General features: G+C 67.2%; 11 protein-coding genes and 1 riboswitch. Of the genes, 4 read left to right on the forward strand and 7 right to left on the reverse strand.

Annotated elements, in window-relative coordinates:
• The 3 genes from radC to KGM94_RS17705 all read right to left on the reverse strand — a co-directional run.
• Positions 1-614, reverse strand: a 614-nt coding sequence (gene radC / locus KGM94_RS17695; protein WP_300262012.1) for a DNA repair protein RadC, incomplete at its 3' end; no start/stop codon positions are given.
• Between the two features lie 122 nt (positions 615-736).
• Entirely contained in the window at positions 737-1,555 is an 819-nt protein-coding gene (map, locus tag KGM94_RS17700) for a type I methionyl aminopeptidase (RefSeq protein ID WP_300262014.1), read from the reverse strand.
• 115 nt (positions 1,556-1,670) lie between these two features.
• Positions 1,671-2,987: a mechanosensitive ion channel domain-containing protein gene (locus KGM94_RS17705; RefSeq protein WP_300262016.1), complete on the reverse strand. Its 1,317-nt coding sequence runs from the start codon at positions 2,985-2,987 to the stop codon at positions 1,671-1,673.
• 226 nt (positions 2,988-3,213) lie between these two features.
• Here KGM94_RS17705 and KGM94_RS17710 point away from each other — a divergent pair, with 226 nt between their 5' ends.
• Positions 3,214-5,007 (forward strand): potassium/proton antiporter, encoded by a 1,794-nt coding sequence (locus KGM94_RS17710; RefSeq protein WP_300262018.1) that lies wholly within the window; start codon positions 3,214-3,216, stop codon positions 5,005-5,007.
• Positions 5,008-5,150: 143 nt separating this feature from the next.
• On the opposite strand, the gene KGM94_RS17715 is transcribed toward KGM94_RS17710, so the two are convergent.
• The gene (locus KGM94_RS17715) at positions 5,151-7,406 is read right to left on the reverse strand and encodes a TonB-dependent receptor (protein WP_300262020.1); all 2,256 of its coding nucleotides are present in this window, start codon (positions 7,404-7,406) and stop codon (positions 5,151-5,153) included.
• Between the two features lie 109 nt (positions 7,407-7,515).
• A riboswitch (cobalamin riboswitch) is annotated at positions 7,516-7,715 on the reverse strand.
• A gap of 136 nt (positions 7,716-7,851) precedes the next feature.
• Here KGM94_RS17715 and KGM94_RS17720 point away from each other — a divergent pair.
• From KGM94_RS17720 to KGM94_RS17730, 3 genes are read left to right on the forward strand one after another with little or no spacing between them, the layout of a single operon-like run.
• Complete coding sequence (locus KGM94_RS17720; protein ID WP_300262040.1) at positions 7,852-8,883, forward strand: iron ABC transporter permease; 1,032 nt, start codon at positions 7,852-7,854, stop codon at positions 8,881-8,883.
• Positions 8,880-9,659: an ABC transporter ATP-binding protein gene (locus tag KGM94_RS17725; RefSeq protein WP_300262022.1), complete on the forward strand. Its 780-nt coding sequence runs from the start codon at positions 8,880-8,882 to the stop codon at positions 9,657-9,659. The genes KGM94_RS17720 and KGM94_RS17725 overlap by 4 nt, the downstream gene beginning before the upstream one ends.
• Positions 9,659-10,489, forward strand: coding sequence for an ABC transporter substrate-binding protein (locus KGM94_RS17730; RefSeq protein WP_300262025.1), 831 nt, complete (start codon positions 9,659-9,661; stop codon positions 10,487-10,489). The genes KGM94_RS17725 and KGM94_RS17730 overlap by 1 nt, the downstream gene beginning before the upstream one ends.
• Positions 10,490-10,550: 61 nt before the next feature.
• Here the strand turns inward: KGM94_RS17730 and KGM94_RS17735 are convergent, their stop codons facing one another.
• The 3 genes from KGM94_RS17735 to KGM94_RS17745 form a co-directional block, all read right to left on the reverse strand.
• Positions 10,551-11,591: an MBL fold metallo-hydrolase gene (locus KGM94_RS17735; protein ID WP_300262029.1), complete on the reverse strand. Its 1,041-nt coding sequence runs from the start codon at positions 11,589-11,591 to the stop codon at positions 10,551-10,553.
• A 154-nt stretch (positions 11,592-11,745) separates the two neighbouring features.
• Positions 11,746-12,180: a hypothetical protein gene (locus KGM94_RS17740; protein WP_300262033.1), complete on the reverse strand. Its 435-nt coding sequence runs from the start codon at positions 12,178-12,180 to the stop codon at positions 11,746-11,748.
• 17 nt (positions 12,181-12,197) lie between these two features.
• On the reverse strand, positions 12,198-12,500 hold a 303-nt coding region (locus KGM94_RS17745; protein ID WP_300262037.1), incomplete at its 5' end, for a 5'-nucleotidase C-terminal domain-containing protein.

Here is a 12,500-nt window from a genome sequence, read left to right on the forward strand (position 1 = left end):
ATGATCGCCTTCGTCATCTGGATGTCGGCCTGCGACGGCGAGGGGTCGCCGGAGGGGTGGTTGTGCACCAGGATCAGTGCGGTCGCCGAGAGTTCCAGCGCGCGCTTGATCACCTCGCGCGGATAGACCGGGGTGTGGTCGACCGTGCCGGTCTGCTGCACCTCGTCGGCGATGAGTTGGTTGCGCTTGTCGAGGAACAGCAGCCGAAACTGCTCCTTGTCGGAAAACGCCATGCTGGTGCGGCAGTAGTCGAGCACCTCCTGCCAGGACGACAGCGCATTGCGGCCGTTCACCCCGCCCTTGGCGACGCGGCTGCTGGCTGCCGCGATCAGCTTGAGCTGGTTGACGGCGGCGTCCCCAATGCCGTCGATCTCGCGCAGCCGCGCCACCGGGGCGTGGATCACCTCGGCGAACGAGCCGAAGGTTTTGATCAGCGCCTTGGCCAGCGGTTTGGTGTCGCGCCGCGGCAGCGCCGGAAATAGCGCCATCTCCAGAAGCTCATAATCGCTCAGTGCATCGGGCCCCGCATTGTGGAAGCGCTCGCGCAGCCGCTCGCGATGGCCGTGATAGTGCGGCGTGTCTGGCTCCGGCGGGGGCGGGCGCTTGGCGGGCATCCGCACAAATGTGCCGTGGAGGCGGATTTTTGCAACCGGAAATCGTGGCTGACCTCCATCCCTCGATACGCGCGCAAACACGCTCCTCTGGATGAGGACGTCCCGCCAGGGTGTGGCGACGGTTAGACCGGCGGCTTCTCGCCGTTGCGCTCGGACAGCGTGAAGATCTCCACGCCCGTGGCGGTCACCCCGACCGAATGCTCGAACTGCGCCGACAACGAGCGGTCGCGGGTCACCGCGGTCCAGCCGTCGGACAGGATCTTCACATGCGGCTTGCCGAGATTGATCATCGGCTCGATGGTGAAGAACATGCCGGGCTTGAGCGGCACACCCTCGCCGGGTCGGCCGATATGGATGATGTTCGGCTCGTCGTGGAACATCCGCCCCAGCCCGTGGCCGCAGAAATCGCGCACCACGCTCATGCCCTGCGGCTCGACGAAGCTCTGGATGGCATGACCGATGTCGCCGGTGGTGGCGCCGGGCTTGACCGCCGCGATGCCGCGCATCATCGCCTCGTAGGTCACCTCGATCAGCCGCTCGGCCTTGCGCGCGATCGGGCCGATCACATACATCCGGCTGGAATCGCCGTACCAGCCGTCGACGATGAAGGTGACGTCGATGTTGACGATATCGCCCTCCTTCAGCGGCCGGTCGCCGGGCATGCCGTGGCAGACCACGTGGTTGAGCGAGGTGCAGGTCGAGTAGCGGTAGCCGCGATACATCAGCGTCGCCGGATGGGCGCCGTGGCTGAAGGCGAACTCGCGGACGAACTCGTCGATCCTTGAGGTCGGAACGCCCGGGCCCACGACGTCGGTGAGCTCATCGAGGCACTTGGCCACCAGCGCGCCTGCCTTGCGCATGCCGACGAAGGCGCTCGGACCGTGCAGCTTGATCTGCCCGGTCTTGCGCAGCGAGGTCTCGGTGGCGTCGACGTAGCTCATGAGGGTATCTTTTGGGGCTGGCGATATCGCGAGAAGCGTTTGATTTATGGCCCTAATTTAATGATCGCGGGCCTTCATGCAAGCCGGGCCCGGCGGTCCGGCTGGCAAAAACCGTTCAACTCGGGACTTCTACGGTGGTTTCCACCGGCAGCGCCCCGCCGCGGACGCGGATTTCGCGCACGGGATAGGGAACCCGGATGCCCTCGCGCTTGAAGGCCTCCCACAGCGCCAGCATCACGTCGCTCTTGACGTTGTCCATGCCGTCGGGATCGGCGATCCAGAAGGTCAGCGAGAACTTCATCCCGGCTTCCGCGAATTCGGTCAGGATGGAGTTCGGCGGCTTGCCCTTCTGCGCGCGCGGGTGGGCCGCGGCGGTCTCCGCGGCGAGCTTGCAGACCAGTCTTGGATCGGCGTCGTAATTGGTGCCGAACGGGATCTTCACCAGCGTGTTCTTGTCGGTATAGGTCCAGTTGACGACCTTCTGCGTCACCAGATCCTCGTTGGGGATCAGGAATTCACGTCCGTCGCCGGCGGCGACCGAGATGTAGCGCGTCTTCATCGCGCTGATGCGGCCCGTGTTGTCGCCGATGGTGACGAGGTCGCCGGGCTTCACCGACTTGTCGGCGAGCAGGATGATGCCGGAGATGAAGTTGGCGACGATCTTCTGCAGGCCGATACCGATACCGACGCCGACCGCGCCGGAGAACACCGCGAGCGCCGACAGGTTGATGCCGACCGCGCCGAGCGCGATCACGATCGCGACGGCCAGGAGCCCCATGCGGATCATCTTGACCAGCAGCACCTGGATCGACGGCGTCAGGTCGGTGGCGCGATTGATCCGGCTCTCGATGAAGTTGCTCGCGATGTTGGTGAGCCACAGCGCCACGATCAGGAGCGCGCCGGCCTTGAGCACCAGGAGCGGCGTCAGGCGCAAATCGCCGAGCACGATGGCGACGGAATCGAGCATGTCGACGGCGGCGTTGAGCTCGCCGGTGATGCTGAGCGCGGCGACGAGCCAGGCCGTGACCGACACCAGCTTGACGAGGAAGGCGTTGCGCAGGACGGAGGTCACGAGCCGGATGACCAGCCAGGCGAGGCCGAGCTTCGCGGCCACCATCAACAGGTAGCTGCGGCTCGGCCAGGTCGCATGGTACATCGCGATGCGCGAGACGATCATCAGCAGGGTGAACGTCGCGGTCGACGCGCTGCCGACCAGCACTCGGACGAAGTGCCGGAGCGGCGCCGGCCAGCCCATCGCAAGCGAGCCGACATCGACCCTCGCCCGCACGGCGGCCTGGGTCGCCGAAGCGATGCCAGTGGCGGCCAGGATGAGGCCGAATTGCAGGTAGAACCAGGGCGAGGCGATCTCCGCGCCGACGCTGCGCGCGGTCGTCTGCAGAAACTCCATGACGTCCTGCGGGGTCATATCCATCGGCTCGGTCTCGTCGTCGGCAGTCGGGCGGATTGATTCGGGGCGGGCGGCAGAATCGCATGAACGGCGCGGGCAGACCACCGGTACAGGTAGAGCCGCCCGCGAAGCGCGTTCAGGCCGCAAAATCCGGGCAGATTGCCGCGCGCGCGGCGGAAAATGGGTTGGCGCGGAAGTGTGGCGACGATAAGGATGCCTGAGCAACGATTTCAGCCTCCACTATGTGAAGATGGCTTCCCTCGATTCGGTCAGCATCGCCATTCTGCTCGGCGCCGTCCTGGTGATGGCTGGGATCCTGTCGAGCCTGCTCGCGCTGCGCTTCGGCGCGCCGCTGCTGCTCGTCTTCCTCGCCATTGGCATGCTGGCCGGCGATTCCGGCCCCGGCCGATTGCAGTTCGACGACGTGCGCACGACCTACCTGGTCGGCTCGGTGGCGCTGGCGCTGATCCTGTTCGACGGCGGGCTGCGCACGCGCTTCCAGAGCATCCGCACCGTGCTGGCGCCATCGGTGGTGCTGGCGACCGCCGGTGTGCTCCTGACCGCTCTCATCACCGCGCCCTTCGCCAAATACGCGCTGGACATCAATTGGGTCGAGGCGCTGCTGGTCGGCGCCGTGGTCGCCTCGACGGATGCCGCAGCCGTGTTCCTGCTGGTGCACACGCAGGGCCTGCGCCTGCGCGCGCGCGTCGGCGCGACGCTGGAGGCGGAATCGGGCACCAACGATCCCTTCGCGATCTTCCTGACCCTGATGCTGGTCGAGTTCATCTCGCTCGGCTCGAGCTCGGCCGGCCACGTGCTGATTGAGTTCGTGCAGGAGGCGGTGCTCGGCGCCATCGTCGGCGTGGTCGGCGGAAGACTCGTGGTGCTGGCGCTGAACCGCGTGGCGCTGCCGCAGGGCCTGCACGCGCCGTTCGTGACCACGGCGGCGCTCGTCATCTTCGGCGGCTCGCAGATCATGCACGCCTCCGGCTTTCTCGCGGTCTATCTCGCCGGCATCATCATCGGCAACCGGCCGACCCGCGCGCACAATTCGGTCGTAACCTTCCTCGACGCCGCGACTTGGCTGGCGCAGATCGTGATGTTCGTGCTGCTCGGCCTCCTGGTCTCGCCGCAACGGCTCGGCTCCAGCGTCCTTCCTGCGGTCGCGGTCGCGCTGGTGCTGATGCTCATTGCGCGGCCGCTCGCGGTATTTTTGTGTCTCGCGCCGTTCCGCTTCAACTGGCGGGAGAAGGTCTTCATCGCCTGGACCGGCCTGCGCGGCGCGGTCGCGATCTTCCTGGCCTCGATCCCGATGCTGGTCGGGTTGTCGAAGGCCTATCTCTATTTCGACGTCGCTTTCGTCGTCGTCATCATCTCGCTCCTGTTGCAGGGCTGGACCCTGGCGCCCGCCGCGCGGCGGCTGCACGTCGCGCTGCCGCGCGCCGAGCGCGGCCCGCGCCGGGTCGAGCTCGATCTGCCCGGCCAGCTCGAGCAGCAGCTCGTCGGCTATTCCGTGCGCCCCAAGAGCCTGTATTTCCGCCGCGGCCTGATCCCGTCGTGGTCGAAGCCGACGCTGGTAATCCGCAACGAGAGCATCTTGACGCCGGCGGAGGCCGATCCGGTCGCCCCCGGCGACTACATCTACCTGCTGGCGCCGCCGGAAAAGGCCGAGGCGCTCGACCGCTTCTTCGTCGACATGCTGCCGAGCTCGGCGCCGGACCCGCATCTGCTCGGCGACTTCATGGTCTCGGGCGAGCATACGCTGGGCGAACTCGCCGCGATCTACGGCGTCACGGTCGGCGAGGACGAGGCCAAGCTGACGCTGGCCGACTATTTCGATGTCCATCTCGACCGCGCGCCGAAGGAGGGCGCCGAGCTCGGACTCGACAGTATCGTGCTGGTGGCCCGCTCGATCTCCGGCGGTCGCGTCAACGTCATCGGCCTGCGCCTGCCCGAGGACGAGGAGGCGACCGCGCCGCTGACGCGGATGGCCGCGTTCCGGCGCAGGCTCGCGGACCTCTGGACCTCGGTGGCGGGGATCTAGCACTTTCGTAGCCCGCATGGAGCGCAGCGCAATCCGGGAGCCCCGCATTCCGCTGCGCTCCATGCGGGCTACGAATCCCCGCGCCAACATTGCGAGCCAGCGGGTCCGCGCAAAGCGCGACCCGATGACAGGCAGGCGACCTCTTAGAACGTCGCGCCGGCTTTCACCATGTAGGTGCGGCCCGGCAGCGGGTAGGCGCTGAAGCGGCCGTCGGTGAGCGAGCTGGCGATCGCGTAGTCGTAGTAGAGCGCGTTGAGTAGATTGTTGACGCTGAGCGACCAGAAGAACCGCTCATACTGCCCGCTGAGCTTGAGGTCGATGGTGCCGTTGGCGGGAATCATCTTCTGGGTGTTGGCCTGGTCATTGTCCATGCGCCGCTCCGACCAGAACCGCGCGGTGGCGTCGAGCACCAGATAGTTCTGCCAGATGTTCCAGGTCAGCCCGGCGCTCGCCGTATAGCGCGACACCAGCGGTACGTCGTTGCCGGTCCACATGCCCTCGCGGAAGATCGCGCGCGTATAGGCCATGCCGGTGCGCAGTAGGAGCGCGTCGCTGACGCGATAGGAGATGCTCGTCTCCGAGCCGTAGCGCCGAGTCGGGTCGAGATTGACGTTGTAGAACAGCACGGGGTTGAAATGGATCTCGTTGGTGAGGTCCATCAGGTACAGGCTCGACTGCATCTGCAGCCCGCCGCCCTTGATGCGCAGGCCGCCCTCGACGTCCCAGGAGGTCTGGGTCTTGAGCTGGAAGTTCTGCGGGATGGGAACGAACGTGACGGGATCGAAGGTCGGTCCGGTGGCGACGCGCTCATCGACGTCGGGGGTGCGGAACGCGCGTGCGGTGCGACCGAACAGCGAGAAAGTCTCATTAAGGCGATGCTCGGCGCCGAGATGCAGCGCATATTGCGTCTCGCTGCTGTTGAGCGGCGTCGCCTGGATGTCGGAGCCCGGGAAGACGAAGGGCGCATTGTCGTCGAAGCGGTCCCGCGCCGACAGCATGGTGGTCTGCACCCGGGCGCCGTAGGACACGTCCGTGGTCGGCACGACCCCGAGGTTGTGCTGGAAGTAATAGGCGGCCGTCTGCTGGTTCAGATCATAGACGTGACTGGTCGGCAGGCCCTGGGCGGCACTGCGGTCCTGCTGGAAGGTCGCATCGTAATAGTCGATGCCGGTCAGGAGCGACGACGGCATCCCGAACAACGAACCCTTGACGCTGAGTCGCGGGGTGATCGACCAGGTCTGCAGATGGGCATCGACATAGGTCGAGGAGAAGCTGGGAACCGGCGTGGGCGTGAAGTAGAAGGCGCTCTGCTGCCTCTTGCCGCGGTAGCCGCCGTCGACGATCAGGTCGACGCCGTTCCGAAGCGTCTTGGTGAAGCCGGCGGTGGCGCTGGCGCCCTGCTGGTTGGTGTAATTGAAGGGCGTGGCGGCGCCGCGACGGTTGGTCGCGAGCTCGTCGAGGCCGATGGAAGGATCCACGGTACGTCCGCCCGGCAGGCCGAGTTCCTGATTGTCGCCGGTCACGGTGAGGAACGCGGTGAGGTCCCCTGACGTGTAGTTCAGATTGCCGACGCCGTTCTCCTGGACGTATTTGTTGTTGTCGCGATAGCCGTCGCTCTTGATGGCGTTGCCGTAGAACGAGGTCGACCACGGACCCGAATTGAGCGAGGTCGAGACCGCGCCCTGCCGGGTGTTGAACGAGCCAAACCCGCTTTCGACGCGCAAGGCGGCCGGCGGACCGCCGACGCCGTTCTTGGTGACGATGTTGATGGTGCCGCCGACCGCGTTGTCGCCGTAGAGCACCGCGCCCGAATTGCCGCGCGTGATCTCGATCCGTTCGATCGCGTTGAGCGGAATAGTGGAGAGATCCACCTGTGCCATGTCGATGTCGTTCAGCCGCCGGCCGTTGATCAGCACCAGCGTGTTGGCGGTGGCAAACGCGCCGAAGCCGCGCAGGTCGACGCTGGTCTTGGCGCCGATCGGGCCTCCATACAGCGTGGTGATCTGCGCGCCCGGCGTCCGCGTCGCGATGATGTCGGCGAGCGTCTGCGACGGCGAATGCGCGATGTCGGCGGCGGTGATGACGGTGGTGGCGGTACCGACGATGCCGGCGGACTGTCCGGCGCCCGCACCGCCGGTGCCGTTCGACGTGTTGCTCGGCGTGCCGCCGTTCTGCCCAACGCCCGGCGCTGCGCGGCGCGCCGTGGTGCCGCCGTCGTCGACGGCACGTGCGCGGGTCTGGTTCTGTTCGCCCGGCTTGGCGACCTCGACCGGCGGCAACTGTTCGGTGGGCTGCTCGGCGCGGGCGGTGCCTGGCAGCAGGAAAGCGGGAGCGATGAGGAAACTGGAGGCGAGCAGAAGCGCGCGGCGGCGCCTTGCGGCTGGGAGAACGGCAGACATGGCGAGACCTCGGTATGACGTCAGTGGCACGTCACAGCGAATGAAGTCTCACCGGTGCTCTCCGCATCCGGATGAGGCCAATGTCCGTACACCCCGACCGACATCTTCGCGTGTGACCACGGCTGACGGCAGGTCTCCTGGCTCGCGGGTCGTTACCCTTCGTCGCCTTCCCAGGACCGAGGATCCCAGTGGCGCTGTGACGAAAGATTCGCCGCTTACAGTTGCGGGGGCAGCCGCGGCATTGGGGAACATCCCCGCACCGCATTCCCTCTTTGATCCCCTCAGGGAACCGTCCCGGTCATCTAGGGGCGGGTCGCGCCAAGAGTCAATCCCGCGCTTCCGTCCAAAGCGGTACGCCTTTTGTTCGCGAGCCGCTTGTGCCCGGTTCCAGTCCCTGTATGAAGCATCGCGGTCGATGGATGATCGGATGAGCCTGCACACTGTCATGCACACCGTCCTGGCGGACGAGGCGGCGCGTCGGCGCGCGGCCGCGACGGCCGGGCTCGCCGCGCTGGTTGTCCTGCTCGCGCTGGCCTCGCTCGGCATCGGTGCCGTGCGGCTGTCTCCGCTCGCGGTGATCGAGGCGCTGCTCGGCGGCGGAAGCGACGTCGCGCAGGTGATCGTGCGAGAGATACGCCTGCCGCGCGCAATTCTGGCGCTCGCGATCGGCGGCATTCTGGGGTTGTCCGGCGCGGCGCTGCAGGGCCTGCTGCGCAACCCGCTCGCCTCGCCCTCGCTGTTCGGCGCGCCGCAATCGGCGGCCTTCGGCGCCGTGCTGATCATCGCGCTCGGGCTTGCGGACGTACGCTCCTATGCGCTGCCGATCGCGGCGATCGTCGCCGCGTTCGGCTCCGTCTTCGTGCTGCTGGCGATCGCCGGCCGCAATGCCGGGCTGTTGATCCTGATTCTTGCGGGGCTCGCGATCTCGGCGCTGGCGGGGGCGGCGACCGCGCTGGTGATGAACCTGTCCAACAATCCGTTCATCGTGCTGGAGATCGCGTTCTGGCTGCTCGGTTCGCTGGAGGACCGCAGCTTTCGCCATGTCGCGCTGGCGCTGCCGTTCATCGCGCTCGGCGCGCTCCTCCTCATGAGCCAGCGTAGCGCGTTTCGCGCTCTCAGCCTCGGCGAGGAGGCCGCGCAAAGCCTCGGCGTCGACGTCGGAAGGCTGCGGCTGTTCGTGATCGCCGGTGTCGCGCTCGGTGTCGGCGGCGCGGTCGCAGTCTCCGGCACCATCGGCTTCATCGGTCTGGTCGCGCCGCATCTGATGCGGCCGCTGATCGGGCACGATCCGACCCGGCTCCTGGTGCCGAGCGCGCTGGTCGGCAGCGCACTGCTGCTGGCCGCCGACATTGCCGTGCGCATCATCCCGTCGACCTCGGACATCAAGGTCGGCGTGCTGACCTCGATCATCGGCGTGCCGTTCTTCCTCTATCTGATCGTGCGCGAACGACGCGCGCTCGGCGGAGGCGTGGCATGAGCGAGGCGTTCCTCACCGCGCAAGGGCTGAACGTGAGCCTCGGCCGCCGCGCCGTGCTGCATGACGTCACGCTCGAGCTCGCCGCCGGCCACCTCGTGGCGCTGGTCGGGCCGAACGGTGCCGGCAAGACCACGCTGCTGCGCGCGCTTGCCGGGCTCGTGCCCGCTACGGGTCATTTCGCGGTCGGCGGCCAGTCGCTGTCATCGTTGTCTTTGCGCGAGCGCGCAAAGCGCTTCGCCTATCTGCCGCAGGGCCACATCGTGCACTGGCCTCTCGCCTCGCGCGACATCGTGGCGCTCGGGCGCTATCCGCATGGCGCGACCGACCCGGCGCGGCTGTCGCCGGGCGACGTCGAAGCGGTCGCGCGCGCGATGCAGGCTGCCGACGTCGAGGAATTCGCCGATCGCCGCGCCACCGAGCTCTCCGGCGGCGAGCGCAGCCGCGTCGCGCTGGCGCGCGTGCTCGCAGTCGAGGCGCCGGTGATTCTCGCGGACGAGCCGACCTCCTCGCTCGATCCGCGCCACCAGCTCGACGTCATGACGACGCTGCGCAAGGCCGCGGACGGCGGCGTGCTGGTGATCGTGGTGACGCACGATCTCGGGCTCGCGGCACGCTTTTCCGACCGCGTGCTCGTGCTCTCGAACGGCCGGCTGGTGTCGCAGGGCAAGCCGGCGGACGCACTGTCGGAGCAGGTGATGGCCGAGGTCTTCCGCATCGCGGCCTATCGCGCCGAACATCGGTGCGAGACGGTGATCGTGCCGTGGGCGGACGTCTGATGCGCCGCGCGGGTCTGATGCTCGGCCTGGCGCTGCTCCTCGCCGCGCCATCGCCGGCGGCAGCGGAGCCGCGCATCGCCTCCATGAACGTCTGCACCGACCAGATGCTGATCTCGCTCGCCGATCCCGACCAGATCGCAGGCCTCAGCCGCTACGCGCGAGACGACTGGCAATCCTTTGCCGCCGGGGAGGCGCGCAAATTTCCGGTGCTGTCCGGCGGCGCCGAGGACATTCTGATGCTGAAGCCGGACGTCGTTGTCGCGAGCCTGTTCGACAAGCGCTCGACGCGCGAGCTGTTGCGGCGGCACGGCGTGCGGCTCGCCGAATTCGAGGTGCCGCATACCATGGACGCGGTGAAGGCGCAGATCCGCGAGATGGGTGCGATCGCCGGCCACATCGACCGCGCCGCCGCCGAGATCGCGCGGCTCGATGCGGCGGTTCAGCATGCGCGCAAGGCGATCGGGAACGACAAGGCGCGGGTGCTGCCGCTGTCGCGCCGTGGCTGGGTCTCCGGGCGCGACAGCCTAATCGGCGCGCTGCTCATCGAGGCCGGCCTGCGCAACGCGGCCGACGAACTCGGCCTGACCGTCGGCGGCTTGGTCTCGCTCGAGGCGATCATCGCCCTCATGCCCGACCTCTTGCTGGTGTCGGAAGAGGGCGACCGCGCCGAGGACGAAGGCCGCGCCTTCCTCTTGCATCCGGCGCTGGAGCACTTCTACCCGCCGGAGAAGCGCATGGTGATCCCCGAACGCCTCACCGTCTGCGGCGGCGTGATGCTGGCCGAGGCGCTGGATATGCTGGTGAGGGAGATGAAGCGGGTGGGGAAATAGTCTCCGTCGTCATTGCTTCGTCGCTTCGCTCCTTGCAATGACGGGGGAATACGACGCAGCATCAACCCCGCACCACCGGCCCGCCCGCCTTCTTCCAGGCGTCGATGCCGCCGGCGACGTGGGCGGTGTTGGCGAGGCCGGCCGCTTTCGCCGCGGTCACCGCCATCGCCGAGCGTTCGCCGAAGGCGCAGAAGAACACCACGCGCCGGCCGGTGGCGGCCGCGACCTCGCGCAGCATGCCGCCGGGCCTGAGGCTCTCCTCGATCGAGGGATAGGGCGCATGCAGCGCGCCTTCGAGCATGCCGTGCTTGAGGCGCTCATTGGTCTCGCGCAGGTCGACCAGGAGGACGTCGGGCCGGCCGAGCGTGCGGATCGCCTCGACCGCGCTCAGCGCGCGGCCTTCCTTCTCCAGCTCCTCCTGGTGCAGGCCGACATGCATGTTGGCGGGGATCGCGACGTCCATCATCTTCGGGTTGGGCAGCTTCAGATTGCCCATCAGCTCGATATAGTCCTCGACCGAACGCACCTGCAGGCGCGGATTGTAACGCTTCTCCTCGCCGATGGTGGAGACGGTATCGCCCTTGTAGTCATGCGCCGGGTAGACCAGCGTCTCGTCCGGCAATTTCAGCAGGCGGTTGAAGATCGAATCGTACTGCGCCCGTGCGCTGCCGTTCTGGAAATCGGTGCGGCCGGTGCCGCGGATCAAGAGCGTGTCGCCGGTGAAGACGCGGTCGCCCATCAGGTAGGAATAGGAATCGTCGGTGTGGCCGGGCGTGTAGAGAACGTCCAGCGACAGGCCCTCGATCGTCACCTTGTCGCCGTCGGACACGCGCATCGCCACCACGTCGGCCTTGCTCTGCTCGCCCATGATGGTGACGCAATGGCTGCGGTCGCGCAGCTCGCCGAGCCCGGTGACGTGGTCGGCATGCAGATGGGTATCGACCGCCTTGACCAGCTTGAGATCGAGCTCGCGCAGCAACTGGCAGTAGCGGTCGACCTTCTCCAGCACGGGATCGAGGATCAGCGCCTCGCCGCCGGGCCGGCTTGCGAGAATGTAGCTGTAGGTCCCGGAAACGCTGTCGAACAATTGGCGGAAGATCATGCGGAGCTCCGGTGCGCGGTGATTCCCAAGTATAACACGGACTTGGCCACGTGCTCGGCCGTCATTGCAAGGAGCGAAGCGACGAAGCAATCCAGAATCCCTCCGCGGAAAGATTCTGGATTGCTTCGCTTCGCTCGCAATGACGGTCCGCGCCTCATGGCCGCACCAGCGTATACCCATTCTCCGTCAGAAACAGGATCTGCCCGACCCCGACCTGGACCGGCGTCGCCTGCGGCATGATGTCCGGCCGCTTGCCGGTCTCACGCTCGATCGTGTCGACGGTGTTGAGGCAGATATCGAAGCGCACGCCCTGCGCGATCAGGCTCTCGACCTGCTTGCGCATGGAACTCGCGCTGGTGAGCAGGTCGATGCCGGGGCCGAACGTCACCACCTCGACCGCGACCTTGTCCGGGTCATAGAACTTAAGGAGGTTGCTGGCGACGCTGAGCACCAGAGCCTGCTTTTTCGCGTCACCGTCGGACAGTTGCAGCACCACCTTGTGTTCCGCAAACGGCTTGTCCTGCAGGGGTGCCTGCTGGGCCGAGGCGAGGGGCGACATGGCCCATGCCAGCAACGTAATCGCCGCCATGCGAATTCTCAAAGGCATCATCCCTGTCCCGCCATGCCCGGATTGCCGTCGACGCCCTTCAGCGTGACGCCGGGGCCGCGCCGCTCCGGCATCCGGCCCGTGCGCAGATATTTCGCCACGACCTCCCAGACCGGTGCGCCCTGCTGCGCGTTGACCGACGCCCAGCCCGCGACCTTGTAGCGGCGGCCCGCCTCGAGCGGCCGGCCGTCGTCGACCGTCAATCCGGAAATCCGGCTGCCGATCGACGCGGTCGGCGTGCAGGTGTAGTTGAGGCCGCCGACGCGCACCATGTCGCCGCCCTGCTGATAGTAGGGATCGGG

The sequence above is a fragment of the Bradyrhizobium sp. genome, from assembly GCF_028868675.1.
Classification (GTDB): Bacteria; Pseudomonadota; Alphaproteobacteria; order Rhizobiales; family Xanthobacteraceae; genus Bradyrhizobium.